The 26,399-nt window shown below is 47.8% G+C and carries 21 protein-coding genes; 12 read left to right on the forward strand and 9 right to left on the reverse strand.

Annotated features, from left to right (window positions below; genetic code table 11):
- The first annotated feature begins 38 nt into the window (after positions 1-38).
- The 3 genes from mce (at position 39) to DXT99_RS06995 (ending at position 2,678) form a co-directional block, all read left to right on the forward strand.
- Positions 39-440, forward strand: coding sequence for a methylmalonyl-CoA epimerase (gene mce / locus DXT99_RS06985; RefSeq protein ID WP_115564821.1), 402 nt, complete (start codon positions 39-41; stop codon positions 438-440).
- Between the two features lie 104 nt (positions 441-544).
- Positions 545-1,117 carry an L-threonylcarbamoyladenylate synthase gene (locus DXT99_RS06990; protein ID WP_115564822.1) on the forward strand — a complete coding sequence of 191 codons (573 nt, stop codon included), beginning with the start codon at positions 545-547 and terminating at the stop codon, positions 1,115-1,117.
- A 130-nt stretch (positions 1,118-1,247) separates the two neighbouring features.
- Positions 1,248-2,678, forward strand: a complete 1,431-nt coding sequence (locus DXT99_RS06995) for a CCA tRNA nucleotidyltransferase (protein WP_115564823.1) — start codon at positions 1,248-1,250, stop codon at positions 2,676-2,678.
- A gap of 392 nt (positions 2,679-3,070) precedes the next feature.
- Here the strand turns inward: DXT99_RS06995 and DXT99_RS07000 are convergent, their stop codons facing one another.
- Both DXT99_RS07000 and DXT99_RS07005 read right to left on the reverse strand, forming a co-directional pair.
- Positions 3,071-5,599 (reverse strand): PspC domain-containing protein, encoded by a 2,529-nt coding sequence (locus DXT99_RS07000; RefSeq protein WP_115564824.1) that lies wholly within the window; start codon positions 5,597-5,599, stop codon positions 3,071-3,073.
- Positions 5,596-5,940, reverse strand: coding sequence for a PadR family transcriptional regulator (locus DXT99_RS07005; protein WP_115564825.1), 345 nt, complete (start codon positions 5,938-5,940; stop codon positions 5,596-5,598). The genes DXT99_RS07000 and DXT99_RS07005 overlap by 4 nt, the downstream gene beginning before the upstream one ends.
- Positions 5,941-6,217: 277 nt before the next feature.
- Between DXT99_RS07005 and DXT99_RS07010 the strand changes: the two genes are divergently transcribed.
- On the forward strand, positions 6,218-7,318 hold the full coding sequence (locus tag DXT99_RS07010) for a putative type IX sorting system protein PorV2 (protein ID WP_246000515.1): 1,101 nt from the start codon (positions 6,218-6,220) through the stop codon (positions 7,316-7,318).
- Positions 7,319-7,360: 42 nt separating this feature from the next.
- Positions 7,361-12,412, forward strand: a complete 5,052-nt coding sequence (gene porU2 / locus DXT99_RS07015; RefSeq protein WP_115564827.1) for a putative type IX secretion system sortase PorU2 — start codon at positions 7,361-7,363, stop codon at positions 12,410-12,412.
- A gap of 105 nt (positions 12,413-12,517) precedes the next feature.
- On the opposite strand, the gene DXT99_RS07020 is transcribed toward porU2, so the two are convergent.
- The 3 genes from DXT99_RS07020 to DXT99_RS07030 are packed head-to-tail and all read right to left on the reverse strand — an operon-like array spanning position 12,518 to position 15,178.
- Positions 12,518-13,003: a dihydrofolate reductase gene (locus tag DXT99_RS07020; RefSeq protein WP_115564828.1), complete on the reverse strand. Its 486-nt coding sequence runs from the start codon at positions 13,001-13,003 to the stop codon at positions 12,518-12,520.
- Positions 13,004-13,007: 4 nt separating this feature from the next.
- A complete protein-coding gene (fmt, locus tag DXT99_RS07025; protein ID WP_115564829.1) occupies positions 13,008-13,937 on the reverse strand; it encodes a methionyl-tRNA formyltransferase in 930 nt (309 codons plus the stop codon).
- Between the two features lie 2 nt (positions 13,938-13,939).
- The gene (locus DXT99_RS07030) at positions 13,940-15,178 is read right to left on the reverse strand and encodes an exo-beta-N-acetylmuramidase NamZ family protein (RefSeq protein WP_115565023.1); all 1,239 of its coding nucleotides are present in this window, start codon (positions 15,176-15,178) and stop codon (positions 13,940-13,942) included.
- Positions 15,179-15,238: 60 nt separating this feature from the next.
- Between DXT99_RS07030 and DXT99_RS07035 the strand changes: the two genes are divergently transcribed.
- Positions 15,239-16,447: an ABC transporter permease gene (locus DXT99_RS07035; protein WP_115564830.1), complete on the forward strand. Its 1,209-nt coding sequence runs from the start codon at positions 15,239-15,241 to the stop codon at positions 16,445-16,447.
- A 116-nt stretch (positions 16,448-16,563) separates the two neighbouring features.
- Here the strand turns inward: DXT99_RS07035 and DXT99_RS07040 are convergent, their stop codons facing one another.
- The 3 genes from DXT99_RS07040 to DXT99_RS07050 all read right to left on the reverse strand — a co-directional run bounded on the left by DXT99_RS07040 (position 16,564) and on the right by DXT99_RS07050 (position 18,899).
- Positions 16,564-17,400, reverse strand: coding sequence for a mechanosensitive ion channel family protein (locus DXT99_RS07040; protein WP_115564831.1), 837 nt, complete (start codon positions 17,398-17,400; stop codon positions 16,564-16,566).
- Between the two features lie 99 nt (positions 17,401-17,499).
- Complete coding sequence (locus DXT99_RS07045) at positions 17,500-18,198, reverse strand: peptidoglycan DD-metalloendopeptidase family protein (protein WP_115565024.1); 699 nt, start codon at positions 18,196-18,198, stop codon at positions 17,500-17,502.
- A 128-nt stretch (positions 18,199-18,326) separates the two neighbouring features.
- Positions 18,327-18,899, reverse strand: coding sequence for an HNH endonuclease (locus tag DXT99_RS07050; protein WP_115564832.1), 573 nt, complete (start codon positions 18,897-18,899; stop codon positions 18,327-18,329).
- Positions 18,900-19,163: 264 nt separating this feature from the next.
- Between DXT99_RS07050 and DXT99_RS07055 the strand changes: the two genes are divergently transcribed.
- The 3 genes from DXT99_RS07055 to DXT99_RS07065 all read left to right on the forward strand — a co-directional run bounded on the left by DXT99_RS07055 (position 19,164) and on the right by DXT99_RS07065 (position 23,045).
- On the forward strand, positions 19,164-20,252 hold the full coding sequence (locus tag DXT99_RS07055) for a ferredoxin--NADP reductase (RefSeq protein ID WP_115564833.1): 1,089 nt from the start codon (positions 19,164-19,166) through the stop codon (positions 20,250-20,252).
- 122 nt (positions 20,253-20,374) lie between these two features.
- Positions 20,375-22,099: a M3 family oligoendopeptidase gene (locus DXT99_RS07060; protein WP_115564834.1), complete on the forward strand. Its 1,725-nt coding sequence runs from the start codon at positions 20,375-20,377 to the stop codon at positions 22,097-22,099.
- A 127-nt stretch (positions 22,100-22,226) separates the two neighbouring features.
- Entirely contained in the window at positions 22,227-23,045 is an 819-nt protein-coding gene (locus DXT99_RS07065; protein ID WP_181885056.1) for a copper resistance protein NlpE N-terminal domain-containing protein, read from the forward strand.
- Positions 23,046-23,138: 93 nt separating this feature from the next.
- On the opposite strand, the gene DXT99_RS07070 is transcribed toward DXT99_RS07065, so the two are convergent.
- Entirely contained in the window at positions 23,139-23,744 is a 606-nt protein-coding gene (locus DXT99_RS07070) for a TetR/AcrR family transcriptional regulator (RefSeq protein WP_115564836.1), read from the reverse strand.
- Between the two features lie 332 nt (positions 23,745-24,076).
- Between DXT99_RS07070 and DXT99_RS07075 the strand changes: the two genes are divergently transcribed.
- The 3 genes from DXT99_RS07075 to DXT99_RS07085 are packed head-to-tail and all read left to right on the forward strand — an operon-like array spanning position 24,077 to position 26,242.
- Positions 24,077-24,850 (forward strand): enoyl-CoA hydratase/isomerase family protein, encoded by a 774-nt coding sequence (locus DXT99_RS07075; RefSeq protein ID WP_115565025.1) that lies wholly within the window; start codon positions 24,077-24,079, stop codon positions 24,848-24,850.
- A 50-nt stretch (positions 24,851-24,900) separates the two neighbouring features.
- Positions 24,901-25,395, forward strand: a complete 495-nt coding sequence (locus tag DXT99_RS07080) for a sterol desaturase family protein (protein ID WP_115564837.1) — start codon at positions 24,901-24,903, stop codon at positions 25,393-25,395.
- The gene (locus tag DXT99_RS07085) at positions 25,367-26,242 is read left to right on the forward strand and encodes a MerR family transcriptional regulator (protein ID WP_115564838.1); all 876 of its coding nucleotides are present in this window, start codon (positions 25,367-25,369) and stop codon (positions 26,240-26,242) included. Before DXT99_RS07080 ends, DXT99_RS07085 begins: the two co-directional genes overlap by 29 nt.
- The last annotated feature ends 157 nt before the right edge of the window (positions 26,243-26,399 follow it).

Here is a 26,399-nt window from a genome sequence, read left to right on the forward strand (position 1 = left end):
ACTAAAAAAAGCTTACTTAGACTAATTACAAATTCAAAATGCGCAACGTAGAACACATAGGGATAGCTGTGAAGGATTTTAGCGAGGCAAATGCTTTGTACTTCAAACTTCTGGGAGTAGAACCCTACAAGACCGAATTTGTTTCGTCTGAAAATGTGAATACTTCCTTCTTCAAAGTAGGCGATACGAAGATTGAACTATTGGAAGGAACGACAGAGGACAGCGCCATAACCAAATTTATTCAAAAGCGTGGAGAAGGTATCCATCATATCGCCTTCGAGGTAGACGATATACTAAATGAAATGGAGCGCCTGAAGCAGGAGGGGTTTACATTGCTAAACGAAACGCCAAAAAAAGGAGCCGATAACAAACTGGTGTGTTTTGTGCACCCCAAAAGCGCCAACGGTGTACTGATAGAACTGACGCAGGAGATAAAATAAACTGCTGAACTGTTGATTGATAAATTGCCTGTTTGGGAAGCAAGCCACGGCAACTTCAGTTTAGCGAATCAACAATCAACAACAAACAATTAACAATTAAATAAATGAGCCAGCTGATAAAAGCGGTACAGGCAGCAGAAGACGAACTGCTGGTGGGGAACGTAATACTTTACCCCACGGATACTGTGTGGGGAATTGGTTGTGATGCAGAGAATGGAGCTGCCGTGAAGAAAATCGTTGAAATAAAAGAGCGCGATGCCTCCAAAGCGATGATTCTGCTGGTGGCAGACCAGCAAATGCTGCTGCGCTATATAGAATCATTACCTGCTGATTTTCAGCAATTCGTTGAAGAGCAGGAGCGGCCTACCACCTACGTTTTTTCGAATCCCCAGAATTTACCCAAAGAAGTGTTGGCTGATGACAACACTGTAGCCATCAGGATAGTGAAAGACGAGTTCTGCCATCGCTTGTTAAGGCAGATTGGGCGGCCTTTGGTTTCTACATCTGCCAACATTAGCGGTGAGCCTGCGCCCAAAACTTTTGCAGATGTTTCCGAAGAGATAAAGAAACGCGTGGATTTTATAGTTAACTGGCGGCAGGAGGATGCAATGGAGTCAAAGCCATCACGCATTATAAAAATCAATCCGGACGGTAGCCAGAAAGTACTGCGGGATTAAGCACGCATACCTCTCCAGATAAAACGATGGCATTGGCAATTCGGAGCACGCAATTCGTATTTGATAAGGTAATCCTTAATTTTGCACCTCAGGCCGCGCCACCGTTGCCTGAGGTTTTTGATTTTTAGAGATGGATAAAGCAGAACTACCGAAACACCCGATTTTTAATGTTGTAGCCGAGGCGGCCGCTGAGTTAAGCACCGATGCCTACGTAATCGGAGGCTTTGTGCGCGACCTTATACTAAAACGACCGTCCAAGGATATAGACATTGTGTGTGTAGGTGATGGGATTGCCCTGGCTGCCATGGTGGCTCAGAAACTGCCGCATAAACCCAAAGTATCCATCTTTAAAAACTTCGGAACGGCCATGCTGCGGGCGGATGAGTGGGAGGTAGAGTTTGTAGGGGCCCGCAAGGAGTCTTACAGAGCGCATTCCCGCAAGCCGGAGGTGGAGCAGGGTACGCTGGATGATGACCTGAAGCGGCGCGACTTTACCATCAACGCATTGGGTATTAGCCTGAATAAACAGAACTACGGCGAGCTGATAGATGAATTCGACGGTATAAAGGATATGAAGCGCAAGATTATCCGGACGCCACTGGAGCCGGGTATTACTTTTTCGGACGATCCGCTGCGTATGATGCGTGCCATCCGTTTTGCTTCCCAACTTAGCTTTGATATTGATCCTGATACCTTTGATGCCATCACCGATAACAAAGAGCGAATCAAGATTGTATCGCAGGAGCGTATTACAGACGAACTGAACAAGATTATTCTCTCGCCCACACCCTCTTATGGGTTTAAACTTCTGTTTGTGTCCGGGCTGCTGGAAATCATCTTCCCGAAGATGACAGAGTTGCAAGGTGTGGAAACGATCAACGGCAATTCGCACAAAGACAACTTCTATCATACGCTTCAGGTGCTCGACAACGTGGCGGAGATGTCGGATGACCTGTGGCTGCGCTGGGCAGCCATCATGCATGACATCGCCAAACCCGACACCAAGCGCTACTCGCCCAAAGTGGGCTGGACCTTTCACGGCCACGAAGACCGTGGCGCCCGCATGGTGCCCAAGCTTTTCAAAGATTTAAAGCTGCCCCTGAACGAGCACATGAAGTTTGTGCAGAAGTTGGTAAAACTGCACCTGCGTCCGATAGCTCTGGTAAAAGAAACCGTAACAGATTCCGCCATACGTCGCCTGCTTTTTGAAGCGGGTGACGATGTGGAGGCACTCATGGCTTTGTGCCGCGCCGATATCACGTCTAAAAACGATACGAAGGTAAAGCGTTACCTGCAGAATTTCGATAAGGTGGAGAAGCGGCTGGTAGAGGTAGAGGAAAGCGATAAACTGCGCAACTTCCAGCCAGTAATTACGGGTGAAGTAATAATGGAAACTTTTGGGTTGAAGCCATCTAAAACGGTAGGAGAACTGAAAGAGGTGCTAACGGAGGCGATTCTGGAAGGCAAGGTCAGAAATGAGTTTGACGAAGCCTTCGCCTTCCTGTTAGAAAAAGGGAAGGAGAGGGGGCTTCGCCAGGGGCACTCATCAAACAACAACTAAACTAATTTACTTTTATAATAACGCAAATATCAGGCGTTATTATATAGTGTTACCTTATACTTCTGGCCTATATCTTTGAAAGCGTACTTTATGTCCAGCTTCAAATAGTCTTTCAGTTGCAGATTTACTTGATCTGGTAGTTAGGCGCTGCATTGCCGGAGTTTCTTTCCAGTTTAGGTAAGAGAGTAATTTTCCGTCGCAGGCTGTGGTGTTTTGATGCTGTGCCACGGCTTCAGGAGACATGCTTAACACCACAGTAGCGGCAGTTAGGAATAGGAAAGGCTTATTTTTCAAAATAGTTTTAGATTGTACTAGTGGCAGGTAAATAGAGCGGGTTGAGGTGTCTCAAAACTCAACCCGCTATTTTCATAGTTTAGGCACGGCTTGCTTTCCTAGCGGCGTTTCACGCTGCTGGGGCCGTTGCTGTCGATGGTGGTGTCGGAGGGGTTGCCTCTGTAGGTGATGCGGCTGGCGCCGGATGCCTGGGCACGAAGCTTGTTGGTGGCGTATACTTGTGCGGCACTGGCACCCGTTACGTCAGCATCTACTGAAGCTGCCTGAAGTCCGTCCGCATCCACAACACCGGCTCCCGTAGCATCCAGTTCAAAACTTTCGGTGCGGCCGGTAAACTTGCTGATAGAGGCTCCGGCAATATCTACTTTCAGGTTGCGTACATTCACATCAGCAGTAGACCTGATGGCACCTGCAAAGTTCATCTGGAGGTCGTCCGAACTGATTCGGCCAATATCTGCTTTGATGGCTCCGCTTAGGTCGATGCTTCTGTAATCCGGTGCTACAATTTGTATCAGCACTGGGTTTCGATCATCGAAAAGGTTAAAGTTCTCCTCAGCATAGCGGACGCGCAGCTCCTGGCCACTTTTTTCAATTGACAAAAGTCTGAGTTCTTTGTCTTCGCCTCGCACCCGTATGCTGTAGTTGCTGCCTTGCTTGATTTGTACATGGTATGGTCCGCTCACAGTTACCTCACTGAAATCGTCAAAATCAAAGGTCCTGGCGTTGCTGCTATACGCTTCCTCGTCGAGCAGCACGCTGCCGCTTATTCCCTCAAGGTCCATGGACAAGTTTTCGGAGTCTGCCTCTTCCGTATCCAGCGTATCTGCGGCACAGGTAAGACACTCCAGTTGGTCGCCGCTTGCCTGCCAGGTGTTGCGCACAATCTTGTCTACACTGTAACTCTGGGCGAAAGAGGCGCTTGGCAACAGGTACGTAAACGCGCGGGTCAGGCGCAAGGGCTTGTCTTGCGGGAGCATGAGCGTAATACTTAGTTCCTGATCGCGGTAAGCAGCATTTTCTCTAAACTCATAGCTGTTATCGAAGCGGAGCGTTGAGTCCTGCTGAACCACGCGGTATGTGATCATGCTGGCATTTTGCTTCGCCTCCTCTTCTGTTCTGCCTTTAGCCTCTGCTCGTTGTATAATCTCGATATTATCGCTGTTGTGGGCGCGTACATCGATGTAGACGTTATCATAGTTTGTGTTTGTGTCGTATGCGTCCAGCGTAAGAGTGCCATAGTTAGCCACAGGAATGGTTTTAGAGGTAACTACCTCGCCAGAGCGACGGAAGTTGGTGCTATGCATCGCGATAGTTGCAATCATAGTGAAAAGGCTCACGAGCCACACCGCAAACAAAGACCAGCCAACAAAGGGGCGCAGAAAAGTGCGTTTTACCAGAAGGCTCACGCTCAGTATAATCAGTAACAGAAGCGGAATTAAACCTACAAAAAAGCCTGCCACCAGTCCGAGCCTGGGAAAGCCCCCGAGATACACGGAGGCCGGAAAATCACCAGGAAAGATAAATTGGGGGTCGTCTACTAAGCCAAGGGAAACAAAAAACGTGGAGAAGAGGGCGATGGTCAGGCCAATGGATACAACCAGCAGTATAACACCGGCTCCAATACGGATAAGCGTGATCAGGAAGGCGAAGATAGGGCCGAGGGCCTTCCCGAGCCAGTTAAAAAGCTGGGAGATAAGGCGGAAAGGCAGCAGGATGACTTTAGCCAGTTGACTTTCCTCGCCGTTGCTGTCCTTCATGTTCAGGTTGTCTTTCAGCGTTTTCTCTATACCAGCCAGCGTTACGGGGTCACCCTGCATCTGCAGGCGCTCGGATAGGGTAACGGCTTCGGGCATGGCCACCCAAAGCACGATGTATGCAATAATACCAAACCCGCCAGCGAAGATTAGGGCGATAAACAGGACGCGGATCACAGCTGTATCTACACCAAAGTATTTGGCAATACCGCTGGCTACCCCCGCCAGTTTCTTGTCTTCAGGGTCGCGGAACAGCTTTCTGGCTGTTGTCTCCGGCAGTTGGTCATTTTCCGGCATGGCAATCCAGAGTACAACATAGAGGATAATGCCTGTTGCAGCTGATATGCCCGCAGACGCAATGCCTAATAAAACCAACAGCACAAAGAACAGCCTTACCCAGAGCGGGTCTGCATTCAGGTAATTGGCTAAACCAGAGGCGACGCCGGCAATAACTTTGCGGTTAACGTCCCTGAAGAGTTTTTTAGGGCCTGCTGTATAGGCGCCGGAGGTTTCATGTGTTCCGTAGGCTCCATCATATGTTTCTTCATATGCTCCTTCGTAGGCAGTTGGGGCTGGCTGCGGGTTTGGAATCCCTTCTTCTATTGGGTCCAGCACCTCAAAATCTGTCACACTGCCCATGCGCCCTATCAGGTATTCCACATCCTCCTGAGAGATGACCTGCTTGCCCGGAGAAAGCCGCGCGGAGAAAATCTCGGCAATGCGTGCCTCGATGTCGGCAACAATTTCCTCATGGCCTTCATAATTGGAGAAGTATGTTCTGATGGAGGCAAGGTATCTGCTGAGTTGCTCATAACCATCCTCCTCTATATGAAAGATGATGCCTTGCAAGTTGATGCTTATATTCTTTTTCATGATTGCTGCGCTTTCTTGTTTTGGATAATGTAATCAGTGGAGGCAACTAAGTCTGACCAGGTTAGCCGGAGTTGTTCTAAAAACTCGCGCCCGGTCTCGGTAAGGGTGTAATATTTGCGGGGCGGCCCTGAAGTTGACTCTACCCAGTTGTAGTCGAGAAGCGACGCGTTCTTGAGGCGGGTGAGCAAAGGGTAGAGTGTGCCCTCCACAACGATCATTCTGGCCGCTGTTAGCTCTTCCAACATGTCGGACGCATATACTTCACCACGAGAGATAATCTCCAGGATGCAGAACTCCAGAATTCCCTTCCTCATCTGCACTTGTGTGTTTTCTACTTTCATGATGATTCCGTTATAATGTTGAAGTAAAGATAATGAAAGGTACTATGTAACGCAAGGTACTGTATAAAAATAATTACGGAAGTTTTTTTTATTAGTTATCCAGTTCTCGGTTTATCTTGAATATTCAGTATTTTTGATTAAAATTAAAGTGCACCAAAAACAACTAAAAAGCCTTAGCCTGTGTTGCTTAGGGAATTTATGAGTCAGGAGATCCGCTTCAAGATTGTTAAAAGAGTGCAGTAAAATTTTGCTATTGATATAATATATACCTCCATACATGATCAGATTCACCCTTCGCTGTTTCATGGCCGCTCTGTTTATTATAGTATGGTCAGCTGCTGCAGCACAAGTGTCCGCTCCGAAATACAGCAATGAGTTTCTGAACATCGGAGTAGGAGGGCGTGCGCTCGGCATGGGCAATGTGCAGGCAGCTATCGCCAACGATGCCAATGCTGGCTACTGGAACCCTGCCGGCTTGCTGCGTCTCCAGAACAGGTACAATGTAAGCCTGATGCACTCGGAGCTTTTCGCGGGCATTGCCAAAAACGACTTCGCCAGCTTTGCCATGCCCCTCGACACCAACAGCGCCCTCGCTGTCTCTGTTATCCGACTGGCTGTGGACGATATTGCGGACACGCGCCGGCTGCAAAACGAGTACGGCTATATCCAGTATGACAGTATCCGGTTCTTCTCAGTCGCCGATTACGCCATGCTCCTATCCTATGCCCGCCGGAGTAACCTGGTAGAAGGGCTGATGCTGGGTGCCAACGCAAAAATTATTTACCGGAATGTAGGCCAGTTTGCCAATGCCTATGGTTTTGGAGTGGATGTGGGCGCGCAGTTGCAGCGCGATAACTGGCAGTTTGGCCTGATGGCAAAAGACATCACCACCACCTTCACCGCCTGGACGCACAACATAGAGGAACTGGAGGAGGCATACCAGCAAACCGGCAACGACTTGCCCGAAAGCACTGCCGAGCTAACCCTTCCAAGAGTAGTGCTGGGCGTCGGGCGCTCATTTCAGTTCAACGATAAATTCTCGGCTCTCATCGCAGCAGATTTTGACTTCACCTTCGACGGGAAGCGAAATGTGCTCCTGAAGTCTGATGTTGTGTCATTGGACCCGCATATAGGCCTTGAACTAGCCTATGCTAACGCTGTCTTTGTAAGAGGGGGAATCAACAACTATCAGGAAACCATGAATTTTGACGGAGGCACTACTAAACGCCTGCAGCCTAACTTTGGGATAGGCGTTAAAACCGGAGGCCTTCTCCTGGACCTTGCCCTTTCCCGTGTCAACAACAGCGAGAGCAATGCCATAGGCGGTACCAACACGTCGTCAGTCATCGTTTCCCTCGGTTACTCTTTCGATAAATAAAATATTTGCTATACCAGGCAGAAAACAGATAAGCAATACATAATGAAGCGACTACTACCCGCACTCCTACTTCTCCTGACTGTCATTGCGGGAGGTTCCGCAAAAGCGCAGGAAGTATACGGAAACGAGTGGATTGATTACTCCCAGACTTACTATAAAATTAGCGTTGTCAATACTGGCCTGCACCGCCTCAGCTACGGTTTCTTAGACAGCCTGGGCTTGAGTAGTGTAAACCCGCAGCACCTGCAGCTCTTCCGAAGAGGCAAAGAAGTCTCCATTTATGTTGCGGGTGAGTCTGATGGCAGATTGGACACGCAGGATTATGTAGAATTCTACGGCGAGCGCAACGACGGAGCTTTGGACAGTGAACTGTATAAGAATCCAGCCCACCAGGTACACCAGTTCTACAGCTTATATACCGATACAGCGGCCTATTTTCTCACAGTGAATGCGGCAGGAGGCAAGCGCATGCGGGAGTCAAATCCTGCCATTGCCGGCCGCACGCCGGAGCCGTACCATTTGCAGAAGGCGCTAACAGTAAGGACCGACCGCTTTAACTATGGAAAGTTCTACGATGTCTCTACTCGCCATGTAAGAATGCCTTGGATGGATGAAGGGGAAGGGTATTTTTCACACTACTATATCGCACCTACTAGCTATGAAATAAATAATATCACCAATGTAGAGCCTAGTGGTCCAAAACCTTATGTTGAGTATGCAACTGTTGGTGCATATCAGGAATATCATAAGTTTAATGTGAATGTGATTACTACCACAGGTAGCAGAAAGCTTAACTACTTTGAGTATGATTTTTTTGCTTCTGCAAAGGATCGACAACGCGTTGAGTTTAGTGATATTAATGAGCAGGGTAAATTTGTTATTCAGATAGCGCCTATACCCACTCCAACGAAAGGAAACGCCATTAGCTTTGCATATGGCAGACTTACATATCCTCAGAAACCAATATTTACAGGAACCGCTATGTACCTGTATACTGATTCAACAAGAAACATAAACCCCTTCTTTAATTTTTCAAATATTCCTGCTACAACTGTTGCTTATGATATTACTGATCTACAAAATATAGTAAGAATAGAAGGACATTCAAGCGGTACAACGAAGGGTTTTGTAATAGAAACTGATAATGCCAGAACACATAAACTACTTGTTGCGGATGCTTCTAAATCGCTAAAGCCTGTAAAGGTGAGCAGGAACGGAATTACGTTCCGTGCTATAACTCCAAGCGCTCACAACTACATCATCTTAACCAATAAGCGCCTGATGAAAGTGGCTGGCAACAGCAAACTTCCTGCTCCCAAGGAATATGCTGCATATCGATCTTCAACTGCCGGAGGAGGATATGATACATTGCTTGTTCAGATGGAGCAGGTGGTTAATCAATTTCATTATGGTGACTACTCCTCTAATGCCATCCGCCGGATGGTGCGATTCATGGGTACTTCCCCAAAGCCTACGCATTTGTTTATTATTGGTAAAGGAGTAACATACGCAAATGATGAATATAGAGATAAATACTATACAGGAAAATTCAGTTATTATCAGGTGGGCGCACGTCACCCTAAGGTCTATGAAATGGATTTGGTGCCTACAGGTATCTCTCCTTCATCTGATTTAGTATTCTCTGCAGATTATAAATACAGTTCTTATACTCCTGAAGTTCCTGTCGGCAGGCTCTCTGTCACCACACCAGAGGCTATCATCGCTTACCTTAATAAGGTAAAAGAGTATGATGCCGCTAAAGAGGGAGAGCCATGGCGAAAGAATATCCTACAGCTTGGCGGTGGCAAATCAAGAGATGAAATCAGGGACATTACCAGCTATCTTAAGAGTTACGCAGCTATAGCAGAGGGACCTTTATTAGGAGCTGTTGTTACAGAAAGGTATAGGAAGAATGTGAGTGAGGTAACTGAGTTCATCAATGTTTCTGAACAGGTAAACAAAGGTCTATCCATGCTGACATTTTTTGGACATAGTTCTACAAGTACTAATGACCTGGACATAGGCTATGTATCAAGCGCTGTTAACAATTATCAAAACAAAGGCAAATATCCTATTATTTTAATGAATGGGTGTAACCTGGGGAATAGCTTCGTTCCTGATTATGTTTCATTTGGAGAAGACTGGTTGCGTACAGCTGATAAGGGCGCTGTTGCTTTGATTGCACACATAGATACAGGAGGCGACACCTATCTGAACATGTATTCCACTAACTTTTATAAGGTAGCTTTTCAGGATCCTGCGTTCTACGGGGCCACCTTGGGTGCTGTCCAGCAGGAGACTATAAAGCGAGTTATGCGCCAATCAGCAAGCCCCTGGGCCATCGCCATGGTGTTAGAGATGACGTTGCAAGGTGATCCGGCCCTTAAGCCATACAACCCGAGTAAACCCGATTATGTAATAAAAGAGAACAATTTTAAGGTGACTGGCTTTGATGTAGGAGCAGTAACCGCCGCCGCTGATTCATTTATGGTGGCCTTTGATGTGGATAATTTGGGAAAAGCCATAACCGAACCCATCTATGTTTCTATTAAAAGAACCTTGTCTGATAACAGTGTTGTCCACCAGGAAGATATCCTGATTGACCCGATTATCCAGGGAAGAAGGGTGACACTTAAACTGCCTAATAAGGATGTGTTGGCAGTGGGGGTGAATACCTTTGAGATAACACTGGATAGCCCCAATGCTGTAGAGGAGTTGAACGAAGAAAATAACACAGCCGTGTTTCAGCACTTTTTCCCCATCAGTGGTATCGTAACTGTTTACCCTTCTAAGTACAGCATCGTCGGAACAGATAAAGTGAAACTAGCAGTGCAGGCAACGACTCTAAGCGAAAATCAGGGATTCTATTTTGAAATGGATACCACCACATCATTCACTAGTCCGCTGCGCCAGTCACAGACCGTGGCCAATGCTGAAGTGCCTGTATGGGAGGTATCGCTGCCTGCTGCCAGCAGCGACAGTGCGGTGTATTACTGGCGCGCCCGCTTTACTAACTACGAGGCAGGAGAGGACACTGTCTGGGCTAATAGCTCTTTCAGGCATATTACCGGTGCCAAAGGCGGTTGGTCGCAAAGCCACTTCGGGCAGTTTCAGGATGCAGAGACTGCAGGCTTTGATTCACTGTCAGAGAGCGACAGGACATGGCAGTATAGGAATGTTCAAAAGTTCATAGAAGTCAAAACTGTGGGAGGCGATACTAGATTTTCCTTCTCGCATCATGGTGTATTTATGAATGGAGCGCAAGAGCTGAGTGGTTCATGTGGCAATCCTGAGGGTTCTTCATTTGCCAGAATGTATTTCATTGTTATTAATAATGTCACTTTAGAAAATGTTACTTCGCTGCCTGGTCAAACTTTTTGTAATGCTGTGCCTTATCTGTTTGACACGGGAAACCTGTCACAGGCCGCCAATGTGGCTAAGATAAAAGCTTTCCTTGACGCTGTGCCAGCAGGTTACTACGTGGCAGCTATCAGCATCAATAAGGTACCTTTCCATACATTCTCTGCCGAGGTAAAAGCAGCTTTCAACAGTATAGGCTCAAGCCTGATTAATACACTCCCTGCCAATGTACCCTTTGCGATTGTAGGCCAGAAAGGAGCTGCGACAGGTACAGCACAGGAAATGACGGCGTCGGCAGATGATGCAACACCTGCTACCTCTCAGGCTATAGCGCTTAGTGCTACCTTAAGGTCAGCAAGAGCAGCCGGAACCATCACTTCTGTTGCAGTTGGGCCTGCCTTGCAGTGGGAGACATTGCACCACAACATAGAACGCTTCAAAGGTGGTGATGACAAGTATACCTTAAGTGTGATTGGTGTTGATACGACGGGTAAGGAAGCCGTGCTGGTGGAAAAAGTGCAGGAGAAAGTGATAGATATTTCCTCTATTGATGCTAAACTGTACCCTAATCTGAAGCTTACTGCTTTCCTGTCTGATTCTACAGCCCGAACTGCACCGCAGCTAAAGCAGTGGTTTGTGCTTTACGAGGGCGTTCCGGAGGGTGTCGTTAGGCCAGACCTGGTAAAGGTGAGTTCTGCACTTTTGTCTGAGCAGGCAAGCGGAGGACGCATTACGGCACCCATGGCCTTTGAAAATATTTCGCATACCGCTTTCCGTGACTCTGTCGTGGTGGAGGTAACACTATCTGGTGATGGGCTTCAACCAACTGTCTCTCGGTTTAAAATTAAACCTGTAGCTGCCGGGGAAACTGTTACCTTCAATTACACTACATTAACGCAGGAACTGGAAGGGGATTACAAGCTGAGCATGTATGTGAACCCGCGTCTGCAACTAGAGCAGCATTACTTCAACAATATTTACGAAGTGAACTTCAGTGTAAAGCCAAAGCTGCACCCTATCATGGATGTAGCCTTTGATGGCGTTCATATCCTGGATGGCGACCTTGTTTCGCCAAGCCCGGTGATAAGTGTTACGCTAAAAGATGAGAACCGCCATGCGTTCCTGCAGGACCCATCAGCCATGTCCATTATCTTAATTACAAGCCTGGAAAATGGCGTAAAAGAGGAAAAAGAGGTGTCGCTTGTAAATAACCCACAGGAGGTTACCTATGTTGCCGCCACAGAGCAGAATGACTTCAGACTAGAGTATAAGCCCTTGAAGCTGGACGATGGGAAGTACAGCATGGAAGTGAGAGCCAAGGATGCAGTCGGTAAGGCTTCTGGTATATCACCCTACAGAATAGGCTTTGAGGTAGTGAGTGAGGCTGGAGTAACAAACTTCTATCCGTTCCCGAACCCGTTCTCCTCTAAAACCAACTTTATCTTCACGCTTACCGGCAGCACGATACCGGAGCACATGAAAATCCAGATACTCACAGTGACAGGTAAAGTGGTAAAGGAAATCATGAAAGAAGAGCTGGGGCCGCTGCGCATTGGCAATAACAAGACAGAATATGCCTGGGATGGTACCGATATGTACGGTGACAAGCTGGCAAACGGCGTGTACCTGTACCGGGTGGTAATGAGCAGAATTGATGAGGAAATGAAGCACCGCAACACCTTCGGTGACAAGGCTTTCAAGAATGGGTATGGGAAGCTGTACATTCTGAGGTAAACCAAACTATTAAGCAAAAAAGCACGAGGGCAGCTAGTTTAGCTGCCCTCGTGCTTTTTACAAGTCGGCTCCTTTCTATTCGGGAGGAGAGGCTTCTTGCTGTCTTTATTTCCGCTTCAATGTTAAGAAGCTGTAACTGTACTTGTTTTTCTCGTCTGGTTCATGGTGCTCCTGCTCTACTGTTTCCCAATCCTCCACCTTCAGTTCCGGTAGATATGCATCTCCTTCAAAGGTGTGGTGGATGCGGGTAAGGTAAATCGTATCTGTCAGGGGGAGTGCCTGCTTGTAGATTTCTGCGCCGCCAATGATGCAAATCTCTTCGTCCAGTTGCTTTGCCTGTTCAATCGCCTCCTGCACGGAATGTACTACGATACACCCTTCTGCTGCATAATCCTTTTGCGTAGTAATAATAATAGAGGTACGGCCGGGTAAGGGCTTTCCAATCGACTCATAGGTTTTGCGGCCCATCAGAATAGGATGGCCCATCGTGATTTGCTTGAAGTGGCGCAGGTCGGCAGGGAGGTGCCAGATTAAGCCATTGTCTTTCCCGATGACGTTATTTTCGGCGGCGGCTACAACTATTGCAATCATTTATCTATACATTAAAGGTGTAACCTCTCAATAAATCCTGCACCGGCATGCGTTTCTTGCCTTCCATTTGCAGGTCAAGCACCGAAATGGCACCAGCAGCAGTCTGGACATGCAGGAACGTTTTGTTGTCAGTTTTCAGCTGTCCTGGTGCTAAGCCATAATCCATGTTTTCTAAGGCCTCAGTTCTGAAAATCTTAAAGATTTTGTCATTAAAGCGGGTCCAGGCGGCAGGGTAGGGACTAAGGCCCCGGATAAAGTTTCGCACCTGTTGGGCAGGCTGATTCCAGTTAATCTCGCAGGTCTCTTTGTAAATTTTGGGGGCATGCTTCGTTTCAGCAGAGGTAACCTGTGGCTGCGGTTGCACCTCGTCACGTTCAATGGCCTGAACGGTGCGCAGGGCAAGTCTGGCTCCTTCATACTTCAGTTTCTCGTACACCGAGCCAAAGTCATCTTCCTCTAAAATGGGCACGCGCTCCTGGAAAATAAGGTCACCGGTGTCAATCTCGTGTTTCAGGAAAAAGGAAGTGACACCTGTTTCTTTCTCACCGTTAATAATGGCCCAATTGATTGGAGCAGCCCCTCTGTATTGCGGCAGCAGCGAACCGTGTATATTGAAAGAACCCAGTTCCGGCATTGCCCACACTACTTCGGGCAGCATCCGGAACGCCACGATGATCTGCAGGTTCGCCTTATAACTTCGTAGTTCGTCAAGGAAAGACTCTGCTTTCAGATTTGTCGGTTGCAGCACCGGAATATTTTGACTCACGGCATACTCTTTCACCGGTGACTGGTGAAGCTTCTGCCCCCGGCCTGCAGGCTTATCCGGCGCTGTGATAACGGCTACTACGTTATACCTATGCTCCACAAGTGTTTGCAGGGTAGGCACGGCAAAATCCGGAGTACCCATAAACACAATTCGTAAATCTCTTGTCATCGTTAGTTATTTTCAGGGTAAAGCAGGTACTGCTCACGGAGGCTCTTATAATTAGATAGTGCTGGCTCCCAACTGGCGCGTATTTCCGCCTCCGTTTTACCGGCTTTTATCTGCTCCCGCAGTTGGCTGGTGCCTGCCAGTTTTTCAAAAAAATTATTGAAGAACTTGTCCTTTTGTGTCGAGTGCTGGTACATCTCCTGCAGGTAAGCCAGCGTGAACGGCTGTGCTTTGGCTGGATCTGTTAAATCCATTCCGTAGCAGGTTTGCCCTTTGTGAGGTGGGTTTGTGGCTCCTGCAGTGCTCTCCGGTGTAAACTTAAACGTTTTAACAGTATAGTAGGGGCTGCCAATAACCTGAAACGGCGAAGGAGTACCGCGGCCAACACTCACGTTTGTACCCTCGAAGAGGCATAGCGACGGGTATAACGTAATAGCCTGTGCGTTCGGCAAGTTCGGAGACGGTTTGACAGGCAGTATATAAGCTGTGTTGTGTGTGTAGTTTGCCACCGGAACCACCGTCAGGTCCGCTTGTCGCTGCCCCTCCAGCCATTTCTCACCGTTTATCATTTCGGCCAATTCTCCCACCGTCAGGCCGTGTACAATCGGGATAGGGTGCATGCCCACAAACGACTGTTGCTCCTTCTCCAGCACTGGTCCGTCTACGTAATGGCCATTTGGGTTCGGGCGGTCCAGCACCAGCACAGGCTTGTTGTTTTCTGCGGCGGCCTCCATTACATAGTGCATGGTGCTGATGTAGGTATAGAAGCGGGCGCCTACATCCTGAATGTCAAAAACCAGCACATCCAGATTGTTTACCTGTTCCGTTGATGGCTTCTTGTTCTTGCCATAGAGTGATATGATGAGCAGACCGGTGCGGATATCTTTTGCGTCTTTGACATATGCACCGGCATCGGCTTCGCCCCGGAAGCCATGTTCTGGTGCGAAAATTGTAACCACATCCACGCCCCTGCTCAATAAGGTGTCGACTAAATGCGTTTGGCCAACGACCGATGTTTGGTTTACCACGAGGCCCACACGCTTGCCCTTCAACTGGGGCAGGTACAGTTCCAGTTGTTCTGCGCCTGTCTGCAAAGGTCTGACCTGTGGGGCTTGCTCAGGTTCAGCAGTCATAGTTTGCTCTGTAGGCTGAGGTTGTGGTACTGTGGCAGGCGCTTGTATAGGGGCACAATTGCCCAGGGCCAGCAGGAATGAAGTATATAGTATTAGCATGGGCTGTGTCATAGTCATAAGGTAGAAGTCAAAATTCATACCTATCTTTAAAGCTGTTAAGAAATAAGGCGAGTGAATATCTCCAAATATATATCTGATAAAATATCAGAAGTACAAACCGGCTCATTTACGTCGTCGGTTACAAAAATAGCAATAATCAGCATAGCTGCAGGCATTGCGATCATGATCGTGTCTTTTGCTATTCTGGAAGGCTTCCAGTACGAGATTAGACAGAAGATTTTTTCCTTCGGGGCACACCTGCAGGTGAGCAAATACGACACCAATAATTCACTGGAAGGGGCACCCATCAGCCGGAACATCGGGGTGGCAGATTCCGTGGCAGGTATTGAGCGGATTCAAGCTTTTGCCCGCAAAACAGCCATCATAAAAACGGACGATGAAGTACTCGGGGTAGTGCTGAAAGGAGTGGGAGAAGACTATGACATGAACTCCATGCAGCAGAACCTAAGGTCTGGTGAGCTGATTTCGTATACAGATACGGCATCGTCCAAAGAAGTGCTCATCAGCCAGAGCGTGGCAAGTAAGCTGAGTCTGGAAGTAGGCGACGAGGCCATTTTTTATTTTATACAAAATCCGCCACGTGCCCGGAAGTTACAGGTAAAAGGCATTTTCAATACAGGTTTAGAAGAGTTTGATGAGGTCTTTGTGATCGGTGATATTCAGCTGATACGCGAGCTGAACAACTGGCCCGATACACTGGTGGGAGGTATCGAGATTGTGCTTAAAGACTTTGAGCAGATAGACCAGGCGGCAGATCAGGTGTTTGAGCAAATGAACTACGATTTACAACTGGAGAAAATAACAGATCGGCACGCACAGCTATTCGACTGGCTAAAGCTGCTGCGCAAAAACGTGGTCATTTTTCTGGTGCTCATCATTTTTGTAGCTTCATTTAACATGGTTTCCACGGTATTTATCATGATTATTGAGCGGATAAATATGATAGGAGTGCTGAAAGCTGTGGGCGCTACCGATGCGCAGATTCGGGAGGTCTTTTACTTTCGCGGTCTGAAACTTACTATCAAAGGACTGATTTGGGGGAATATAATTGGCCTTGGTTTCTGCGCCATCCAGTACTACTTCAAAATCATTCCGCTCGACCCGGAGAATTACTACATGGACACAGTGCCTATTAGTTGGAACGCTGGTATCATCATTGGACTTAATGTTATTACCCTCCTGCTCACCATGCTGGCTATCCTTATACCTGCTGCCATGGTTTCTCGCATCAGGCCGGTGAAGGCGATTAAATTCGATTAGGAAAGTTGCTGGATAGTTAATTGTGGAGACATTAGAGTCTCTTCTTCCCATAAAGCAAAAGCCCCGCGTAACAGCGGGGCTTTTGCTTTATGGGAAGAGAATTTCAAAATCAAAACTTATGTTCTGCTGTTCTGCTGTACGGTAACCATCTCCCGTTTCTGCACCGGAGCTGGTGCTTTCACACCGTTTTGTTCAAAAGTTATTTTCACGCGTTCGTTCATCTCCCAATTCAGCGGCCAGAACTCTTCCTTCTTTGCCCAGAGACGCATGCTGATGGTGAGGGAGTATTCAGTGAAAGCGGTGACAGCAATCACGGGGGCCGGCTCAGGCAGGATACGCGGTTCTGTTTCAATAAGCCCCTGGAGTAAGTGCTTTACAGCTACCAAATCGTTTTCCGGGCTTATAACAAGGTTAAGTTCCATGCGGCGTATCGGCTCTACAGAATAGTTGACAACCACGCTGGAAGCCAGCGGGCCGTTTGGCATGTAAATAACCTGATTATTACCCGTTTTAATAACCGTGTTGAAGATGTTAATCAGGTGCACCGTGCCCGCCTGCCCCTGTGCCTCAATAAAGTCGCCTACTCTGAACGGCTTGATGGTAAGAATGAGTACGCCCCCGGCAAAGTTAGAAAGGCTGCCCTGAAGCGCCAGGCCAATCGCAAGGCCGGCAGAACCCAGCACAGCGATAAAGGAAGTCATTTCCAAACCTAATTGTGCCACCACCAGCACAATCAGCAGTACCCACAGGGCTACATTGATGATACTGCCCAAAAATGGCCGCAGCGACTCATCCACTCCTTTGCGCAGCATGAGGTTCTGTAACAGCCTGTTTAAGCGTTTGACAACCCAGGTGCCAATTATTAAAATTACTACTGCCACGACAAGCCTGAAGCCATAAAGCATGACAATGTTTAACACCATATCGCGGATGGAATCGATGTCCAGCACCATATTTTGATTACGTATGTAAGCTTAAAAATAAAAGGCGCTGCCCGCTAAAGCAGCGCCAAAAGGTGGCAATTTTACTTAAAATTAGAGGAATTTGCAAGCTTATGCCAGGTGGCGGCACTGCAGTATAAGGTTCGGATTGGGGCAAAGTTGCCTGTACTTATCTTTTTCTGCCGATGTGGCCACGCCCGGGTAGTCACCCTGTTTGCCTTCCATAGAAGCCATCACCTGGAAGTGCAGGTGCGGAGGCCAATGGCCGTTTTCCGGGTACGGGCCGACTTCGGCAATCTTGACGCCTTTTGCAAAGTGCTGGCCTATTTGCAGCCCCTGCAGCGAAGTGCGGGTCAGGTGGCCGTAAAGGGTATAAAAGGTGATGCCCTCTAGTTCATGCTGCAGAATAATGGTGGGGCCGTAGTCGCCGAAGTTATCGTTATCCGCGAAAGAATGCACCACGGCATCTAAAGGAGTGAAGACAGCGGTTCCTGCCTCCAGCCACACATCTACACCCAGGTGCAGGTTGCGGCTTTCGGAGGCTACATCAAAATGCTGACTGCGGCGGTATATGAACCGATCTTCTAAATAACCGCCCACACCTACGGTGGCTCCCTTTGCCTGCAGCATCTTCTGCACTGCCGCGTTAAAAGCTGCTGTATCCTGTAGGTCTGTTTGTTGCAGCAGGGTGTTGGCTGCTGTGAAATCTAAGGTGCAGACGTTGTCAGCATTCAGGTCGGCAGCCAGTACAGGGGCAAAGGCATAGCTGTGCCTGCTTAGTGTTTCGCTAAGTTTATTTGATTGTTGCATGAATAGGAGGAGGATGAAAAGAACCTCCTGCAAGTATAAGCAGAAATAGGAGCTTGTTTGAATTTTATTTTCCTGAAAGCGAGCTTTGTCAGGACTTAAAAGCACACATTTGCTTTCAAGGATAATATTCAGACTAACTCTTTACTTACAACTTCTTCCTCTACATGTTTGGAGAGAGTTTTAAGGCTTTTTGTCTTGCCGAAAAGCTCTTCGGATTTCTTACTGTAGGCAGAGGCTGCTTCCTGCAATGTCTCGAAGGTGCCCAGGTTGATGCGCTGCTTGTTGAAATGAATGATGGCACGGTACTTTTGCGCTTCCTTGTGCACTCCGCGCACACCCAGTTTGTTTCCTGTTTTGGAGGTGTTGCGAACAATTTTACAAAGCGGTGCCCACTCCAGGTTTTCGAGTCGGCAGTCCAGTTTGTTTCCGTTCTTGAAGTGTACGTAGAGCTTCAGGTCGCTTTCAGGCTTCTTGAGCAGCTGCTCCCCAATCATTTTATGCAGGTAAATCGTCTCGTTGCGGTACTTGCCGTTTTTGAGAGGCCAGTTCTTCTGAAAGAAGGCATAGCCGTTGGAGTGGATGCGCAAATGCTTCAGAAACTCTATCTGTTGCAGGTACACGTTTTTCTGTATGTACTCGTAGGTTCTGTCGTCTACGACTACCGTTTTTTCACAGTTTTTGAGGGTTAATTTGTACAGCATGTTGTTTTCATTAATACAAGGACCAGGTAAGAGGCATAGGCAGTTGGCAATTCGCCGTACTACTGACGCAGCGTGCTGTAAAGTTGCAGCTTTTTTTATATCTATTACAACTAATATTCATAAAAAATGTTATTCTTTTTATGAAATACTTCCTGTATAGCCAATTTCTATACGCATATTTCTCAGAACAGTCCGGATTCTTGTAACTTTCAGCTTTATATGTAGTTCTTAAGCAAGATAATTTAGCGATAACATAGTACAAACATGAGTAGTCCTTACCTCAACCTGAAGGTTGTAGCTATCACAAGAGAAACACCAGATGCCATTACCATACATCTTGAGCATCCTGAAAAGAAAAGCATCACCTATAAACCCGGTCAGTTCCTGACGCTGATTTTGCCCATTGATGGCAAGGAAGTACGCCGTTCTTATTCCCTGAGCAGCACGCCACATGAAGCCCCCCGCCTTGCCGTAACGGTTAAACGTGTGGATGGAGGCCTTGTGTCAAATTATTTAATAGAGCACCTGCAGGTTGGGCAGGAGGTAAAAGTGATGGAACCAATCGGTAACTTCTACCTTACCTGCGCCCCTACAAACCAGCGCCAGGTTATTCTGTTTGGTGCCGGCAGCGGCATTACGCCGCTCATGTCTATATTAAAGGCAGTACTGGCAGAAGAGCCAAGCAGCAAAGTGACGTTACTGTATGGCATCCGCGACGAAAACACTGTCATTTTCAGAGAGCAGTTACAGCAGCTAAAAGCTGCTAACCCCAACCGCCTGCACGTGGAGTATATTTTCAGCCAGCCGAAGCATGACTGTGAGCACCGTGGCCGCATGAACCAGAGCCTCATCCTGAAGATTCTGGAGCGCCTGCAGTTAACCAGGGTTCAGGAGGCTGTTTATTATATGTGTGGTCCGGAAGGAATGATGCAGGAGGTGCGGCATGCGCTGGAGGTATTGCATGTGCCGGCAGAACGCATTTTCCGGGAGAGTTTTGTGAGCAGCAAGCAGGCAGGGCAGCAGGAGGACGAGCAAACTTCTCATGGCGAGGTAACCCTCCTGGACGACGGAGATATTACGACACAAAACGTGACCATTATATACGAAGGCGCAGAATATACTGTAAAAGTGGAGCCTGACCAGACGATACTGGAGGCGGCCCTGGATCAGGATATTGACCTGCCATACTCCTGCCAGGCAGGCTTGTGTACTGCCTGCCGGGGCAAATGCCTGAGTGGTAGAGTGCACCTGGAGGAGAGTGATGGTTTATCTGACGCTGAGATAGAAGAAGGCTATGTGCTGAATTGTGTGGGGCATCCTGTAACAAGTAATGTGATAATAGAAATCGGGTAAGCGATTTATAACGTATACAAAGGCAGCGCAACTTAAATATTATTTGTGGCGCTGCCTTTTTTTTGTACTTTCGTAAGAAGTCAATATATTGTGTTTTCAAAATATTTATTGCCATAACAACAATGCAAACAACCGAGCTGGCAATTCCGAAACGGAAGCCAAGGGTATACCTATCAGAGGATTTTAAAATAGAATCCTGGCAGACTTTGCAGCCATACTTTGATGAGCTGAAAGCGCGCGAAATAAATTCAGTGGAGGAACTGGAGAAGTGGATGCAAGACCGAAGCGAGCTGGAAAGTGTGCTGTCTGAGGACCTTGGCTGGCGCTACATCCGAATGACCTGCGACACACAAAACGAGGAAACCACAAAGGCGTTCCAGTATTTTGTTTCAGAGATTGAGCCTCAGATTGCACCCTACGATCATGAGCTTAATCTGAAGCTGATGCATTCACCTTACGGGAATGGCCTCGACAAGGAAAAGTATAAAATCTATCTGCGTGGAGTAGAGCGCGCATTGGAAATTTTCCGGGAAGAGAACATTCCGCTGCAAACCGAGATAAGCACGAAGCAGCAGCAGTACGCGGCCATAACGGGAGCCATGACTGTGACACTGGACGGTGAGGAGATGACGCTGCAGCGTGCCGCCGACCGACTGAAGAGGACAGATCGTGCCGTGCGCGAGGAGGCATGGAAGGCTATACAACAGCGCCGTTTCCAGGACCGCGAGAAGCTGGATAGCCTCTTTGATGAGCTATTGCACCTCCGGAACCAGGTTGCCCTGAATGCGGACTTCCCCAACTTCCGTGACTATATGTTTGCCGCCCTTGGCCGCTTCGACTATACCCCACAGGACTGTTTTGATTTTCATCAATCCATACAAGAGACCATTGTGCCATTGCTCACGAAGATAGATGAGGAGCGCAAGTCCAAGTTGGAATTAGAGCAACTGCGGCCCTGGGATTTAGACGTGGACCCAAGCGGCAGAAAACCACTGGAACCGTTCCGTAAAGGCGAAGAACTGCTGGAGAAAACAGTGCAGGTATTTTATAACCTGGACACTTTCCTGGGCGACTGCCTTGCTACCATGCGGGAGATGGGGCACCTGGACCTGGAGTCAAGAAAAGGGAAGGCGCCGGGCGGGTATAACTATCCGCTGGATGAAATAGGGGTTCCCTTCATTTTCATGAATGCTACCTCCAGCCTCCGCGACGTCATTACGATGCTGCACGAAGGCGGCCACGCCGTACATTCCTTCCTGACAAGGGAAATGAGCCTGAATGCCTTCAAGCATCCGCCTTCTGAAGTAGCTGAACTGGCCTCCATGTCAATGGAGCTAATCTCGATGGATTACTGGGACACCTTTTTCGAGGACGAAGATGAACTGCGTCGTGCTAAGCGCACGCATCTGGAGAGTGTGCTGGAGACATTCCCCTGGGTGGCGACGGTGGACAAGTTCCAGCACTGGATTTATGAGCACCCGGAGCAGACCCCGGAGCAGCGCCATCAGGAGTGGATTAACATTTTTGAGAAATTCAACCACAAGCTGGTGAGTTGGGACGGACTGGAACAGTTCAAGCCTTTTACCTGGCAGAAACAGCTGCATATCTACGAGGTGCCGTTCTATTATATAGAATATGCCATGGCGCAGCTAGGCGCTATTGCCGTCTGGAAGAACTACAAAGAAAATCCTGCTGAAGGGCTGGCCGCTTATAAACGTGCCTTGAGCCTGGGCTATACCGTCTCCATTGGGGAAGTGTATGAGGCTGCCGGTATTAAATTCGATTTCAGCACAGACTATATCAAGAGCCTGGCAGATTTTGTACAGGCTGAGATGGAAAAGATCTAGCCCTCTTCCGTAAAGCTATATGAGAAGCCCCGCAATTACATGCGGGGCTTTTTGTTTTTAGATAAGATTGGCGTGTATGAAACTGCTCAATATGAACAGCACAGGAGCAAAGGTCGTACAAAGCAGTATGAAAACAATCTATACGAGTATTTATATAGGGTTGCTGCTATGGATAACAGCCGCCTGTACGACTGATCCAACCAACAATACAGCAACAACAACTATACCCTCCGGGCCTGTAGATGTGGGTGTGGGGGGAGGTATGTTGCCGAACAGCATGCCTTACGTGGTAGGCACCTGGCACGGGGTAATCCCTTGTATCGACTGCCCCGGCATTACTTATGACCTTCAACTGAATGAAGATAATACTTTTGAAGAGACGCGGGTTTATCAGAACAGAGATATGGGAGAAACTATCCGGACTGGTACCTGGCGAATAACGGATGAGGGTGTGCTGGAGTTAAACAACAGGGATGCTGAACCGACACGGTTTGGCCTGTCTACGGCGGGTGAACTGAACATGCTGGACGAAAGCGGCAATCCCCTTGAGACACCGATGACGGACATGTACCGGTTGAGGAGAGATCCTGAGGTGGCAGAATCAGACACGCAGCTATGGACTGGCAGAGTGGGGGTTGACTTTGTAGCGACAGGGAATGAACCAGGCTGGTTGCTGGAGATTGACCTGGAAGAAGGGATGTATTTTAAAACGCTTCCTTCGGAGACAATTTCATTAAGCGCTCCTTTACCAGCGCCTGCCACAGAAGGAAACACGACAAGGTATCGTGCCCAGACAGATGATGGCGAGCTGGTGGTGGAGCTGACAGAGACGCCGTGCACGGACACCATGTCTGGCAACATGTTCCCTTATACCGTTCAGGTTATAGCGAAGGGAGAGCGCTTTGTGGGCTGTGGGAAATACCTTGGGGAGGCAGGTCGCCAGTAGGGTGTAAAGAGCAGAGGCCCCGGCATATGTATAGCCGGGGCCTCTGTTAATGCTGCCGCTCCATCCCTGGCCCGGCAGGTAAAGTTTGTTCTTTTACGGTGTTGTAAGGTGAGATTTAGGTAATGTTGTGTCTGTTTTAGTTTTTAAGCCCATTAGCAGCATTAGAGATAAATTGCCGGCGATTTCTGCTGGCGTCATCTTGCCTTCCGGCTTGTACCAGGTATGAATCCAGTTCAGACCTGAAAGTATGGTTAAAGCTGCAAATTTCTCATCTGGTACTGTAAACTCTCCGTTCTCTATGCCAGTCCTTATTATTCTGCGGAAGCGCGCCTCATACGTATCGCGCAGAGATAAAAACTGGCTGTGAAAAGGTTCGCTCAGGTGGCGCCACTCGTGCAGAAATACAGCAGAAGCCTCTGTGTTATTGGTGAGTACCTGTACGTGGGCAGCAATAGCATGCTGCAATCGCTCCGTAGCCGTGCCCCCTGTTGCCTCTGCGGCATCTATGGCCTCGAAGAACTCATCTGCCATCCGGAAACAAACCCGCTGCAGAATCTCTTCCTTCGATTTGATATGAGAGTAAATACTGGCAGCCTCTATGCCCAGGGCATTTGCCAGGTCACGCATGGATGTAGCAGAAAAACCCTTCGACTTGAAAAGCGCTGTGGCCGTCTGCTCTATTTGTTTTTTTCTGCTCAATATTATTTCTGTTTGTTCTTACCAAAGATAGCGAGCCTAACAACCGTTAGCAAATTTGTTTTTTGTTAACCCTTTCCCAGGCGCACATACTGGCAATATGGGTGTTGGCAGGTACTTATGATGTACAGCAGCTGTGAAAAGGTGGAGTGTTTTTTGCTCTGTTGAGTAAGATACAAGGTGCGTTTTTGCCGGGGCCTCTGCTTATTTTCTAAAGCTTTTTGAATAGGCTTGCGTATTTGTGTAACCTTGTCTATCTTTTTTAAGCTATACCTGTTATAGATACGGAGAATGAAATTATGACTGACCTGACAAATACAATAGAGAAGCAGACGATGGAGTTTGTGCATTACGAAGTGAAAGAGCGTGTAGGGTACATTACCCTTGCCCGTGCAGAGAAACGCAATGCCCTTAACTTTGAGGTGGTACTGGAACTGAAGCGTGCCTTTGCCAGAGCTGAAGATGATGAGGCCTGCAAAGTGATTGTGCTGCGTGCGGAAGGGAAGGTGTTCTGTGCCGGAGCTGATTTGGAGTACATCCAGCGCCTGCAGGAAAACGATTACCAAGACAACCTGTTAGACTCCACTCATCTGATGGAGTTGTTTCGCATGATTTATACCCTGAAGAAGGTTGTAATTGCCCAAATACACGGGCATGCTATAGCCGGAGGCTGTGGACTTGCAGCTATCTGTGATTTTGGCTTTACCGTACCCGAGGCAAAGTTTGGCTATACGGAGGTAAAGATCGGCTTTATCCCTGCCATTGTAAAGGTTTTCCTGCTGCGTAAAATCGGCGAATCAAGAGCCAAGCAACTGCTGCTTACCGGCGACCTGATTTCTGCAGAAGAGGCAGAACGGTACGGACTGGTACACTATGTGGTGCCGGCAGCAGAACTGGAAGAGCATGTTTTTGCCTTTGCTCAAAAACTTTGTAATGAGAATTCCCGTCAGTCGATGGAAGTTACCAAAGAGATGATAGCCCGCGTGCAGTCGATGGGCCTGGAAGAAGGCCTGCAGTATGCTTCTGAAATGAATGCAGTGGCCCGTAGTAGTGCAGATTGCCAACGCGGTATTGCTGCTTTTCTGAAAAAAGAGCCGATTAATTGGTAGCCCTTTGTTTAATTTTTTAAACTATTTGTTAAACTTGCTGTTCTTTGGGTATGCTGACTGGTATCTGGATCATGCTGGTGACTTTTGTGGCAATGGAAGGCGTGGCCTGGGTCATGCACAAGTATGTGCTGCACGGGTTTTTATGGTTCCTGCACAAGTCACATCACACGCGTCATAATCATGCTTTTGAGCTCAATGACCTGTTTTTTGCCTACTATGGCACCCTGGCGATGCTGTTCTTTATTTTTGGCAGCGACCCTATTGATTACAGGTTCTGGATTGGGGCGGGAGTAACACTTTATGGCGTAGCCTACTTTCTTATTCATGATGTATTTATACACCGGCGCATTAAAATTTTTGGGAATACGTCTAACGTTTACCTGAAAGCGTTAAACATGGCGCACAAGGTGCATCACAAAAAGAATGGAAAGTACGACTCAGAATCCTTCGGAATGCTTTGGGTGGCACCACGGTATTATAAGACAGCATACGAAATAGTTAAAAATAAGGAAAAGCGTGGCGCAATACACAATCAAAGAACTTGAACATCTTTCTGGAATTAAGGCGCATACCATCCGTATCTGGGAGCAGCGCTATAATATTCTTAACCCCAAGCGCACCGATACCAATATCCGTTACTACGACGATGCAGACCTTAAATCACTGCTGAACATTTCGCTGCTGAACGAGCGGGGCTACAAAATTTCTAAGATAGCCCAGATGGAGCCTGATCAGATACTGAACAAGGTGACACAGCTCTGCGATGTTCCCTGTGAGTGCTCCCACCATATAAATATCCTTGTTTCCGCGATGGTAGACATGGATGAGGTGAAGTTCGAAAAGCAGCTTTCCACAGCCACCCTGCAACTGGGCTTGCATCAGGCAATGGAGCAGGTTGTGTACCCTTTCCTGCACAAAATCGGCATCCTATGGCAGACAAACAATATTACTCCCGCACACGAGCACTTTGTAAGTAACCTGATCCGGCAGAAATTGATTGTTGCTATAGATGGGCAGGTACTGCGCCGAAAAGAGAATTCCCCCACTTATCTGTTGTATTTGCCAGAAGGAGAATTGCATGAACTGGTGCTGCTCTACATGAACTATATTCTTAGAGCTAGCGGGCAGCATGTGGTGTACCTGGGGCAAAACCTTCCTTTTAAGGATCTGGAAATGACGCATGAGCAGTTTCAGGCAGAATACATCTGCACCGTAATGACTGCTTTGCCTGAGAGGGATCAGGTACAGCTGTATCTGAACAGACTTTCCCAGCGTTTCCCGCAAAGCACCATTTATGTGTGTGGCTTCCAGGTACAGCATGATTTTCTTGTTTTCCCTGAAAACGTGGTGCGCCTTGGTCGTATGCAAGACCTGGTAGATAAACTAAAGTAAAAAATATCCCGCTAACTGTGCTCCTGCCCCTGTCATATATCCGACAGGGGCAGGAGTTTTTTTTTGCTGTTCATCTTATATATAGGTACATACACAGGTTTTTATAAGTCGTTTGTCGTTATTGTTTAACATTAATTGAAAATAAGTTAAACAGTAT

Source organism: Pontibacter diazotrophicus (genome assembly GCF_003367245.1).
GTDB lineage: Bacteria > Bacteroidota > Bacteroidia > Cytophagales > Hymenobacteraceae > Pontibacter > Pontibacter diazotrophicus.

Excerpts from the sequence above, each read along its gene's own strand:
- mce (WP_115564821.1), top strand. The coding sequence starts at position 39 with ATGCGCAACGTAGAACACATAGGGATAGCTGTGAAGGATTTTAGCGAG.
- DXT99_RS06990 (WP_115564822.1), top strand. The coding sequence starts at position 545 with ATGAGCCAGCTGATAAAAGCGGTACAGGCAGCAGAAGACGAACTGCTG.
- DXT99_RS06995 (WP_115564823.1), top strand. The coding sequence starts at position 1,248 with ATGGATAAAGCAGAACTACCGAAACACCCGATTTTTAATGTTGTAGCC.
- DXT99_RS07000 (WP_115564824.1), bottom strand. The coding sequence starts at position 5,599 with ATGAAAAAGAATATAAGCATCAACTTGCAAGGCATCATCTTTCATATA.
- DXT99_RS07005 (WP_115564825.1), bottom strand. The coding sequence starts at position 5,940 with ATGAAAGTAGAAAACACACAAGTGCAGATGAGGAAGGGAATTCTGGAG.
- DXT99_RS07010 (WP_246000515.1), top strand. The coding sequence starts at position 6,218 with ATGATCAGATTCACCCTTCGCTGTTTCATGGCCGCTCTGTTTATTATA.
- porU2 (WP_115564827.1), top strand. The coding sequence starts at position 7,361 with ATGAAGCGACTACTACCCGCACTCCTACTTCTCCTGACTGTCATTGCG.
- DXT99_RS07020 (WP_115564828.1), bottom strand. The coding sequence starts at position 13,003 with ATGATTGCAATAGTTGTAGCCGCCGCCGAAAATAACGTCATCGGGAAA.
- fmt (WP_115564829.1), bottom strand. The coding sequence starts at position 13,937 with ATGACAAGAGATTTACGAATTGTGTTTATGGGTACTCCGGATTTTGCC.
- DXT99_RS07030 (WP_115565023.1), bottom strand. The coding sequence starts at position 15,178 with ATGACACAGCCCATGCTAATACTATATACTTCATTCCTGCTGGCCCTG.
- DXT99_RS07040 (WP_115564831.1), bottom strand. The coding sequence starts at position 17,400 with ATGGTGCTGGACATCGATTCCATCCGCGATATGGTGTTAAACATTGTC.
- DXT99_RS07045 (WP_115565024.1), bottom strand. The coding sequence starts at position 18,198 with ATGCAACAATCAAATAAACTTAGCGAAACACTAAGCAGGCACAGCTAT.
- DXT99_RS07050 (WP_115564832.1), bottom strand. The coding sequence starts at position 18,899 with ATGCTGTACAAATTAACCCTCAAAAACTGTGAAAAAACGGTAGTCGTA.
- DXT99_RS07055 (WP_115564833.1), top strand. The coding sequence starts at position 19,164 with ATGAGTAGTCCTTACCTCAACCTGAAGGTTGTAGCTATCACAAGAGAA.
- DXT99_RS07060 (WP_115564834.1), top strand. The coding sequence starts at position 20,375 with ATGCAAACAACCGAGCTGGCAATTCCGAAACGGAAGCCAAGGGTATAC.
- DXT99_RS07065 (WP_181885056.1), top strand. The coding sequence starts at position 22,227 with ATGAAAACAATCTATACGAGTATTTATATAGGGTTGCTGCTATGGATA.
- DXT99_RS07075 (WP_115565025.1), top strand. The coding sequence starts at position 24,077 with ATGGAGTTTGTGCATTACGAAGTGAAAGAGCGTGTAGGGTACATTACC.
- DXT99_RS07080 (WP_115564837.1), top strand. The coding sequence starts at position 24,901 with ATGCTGACTGGTATCTGGATCATGCTGGTGACTTTTGTGGCAATGGAA.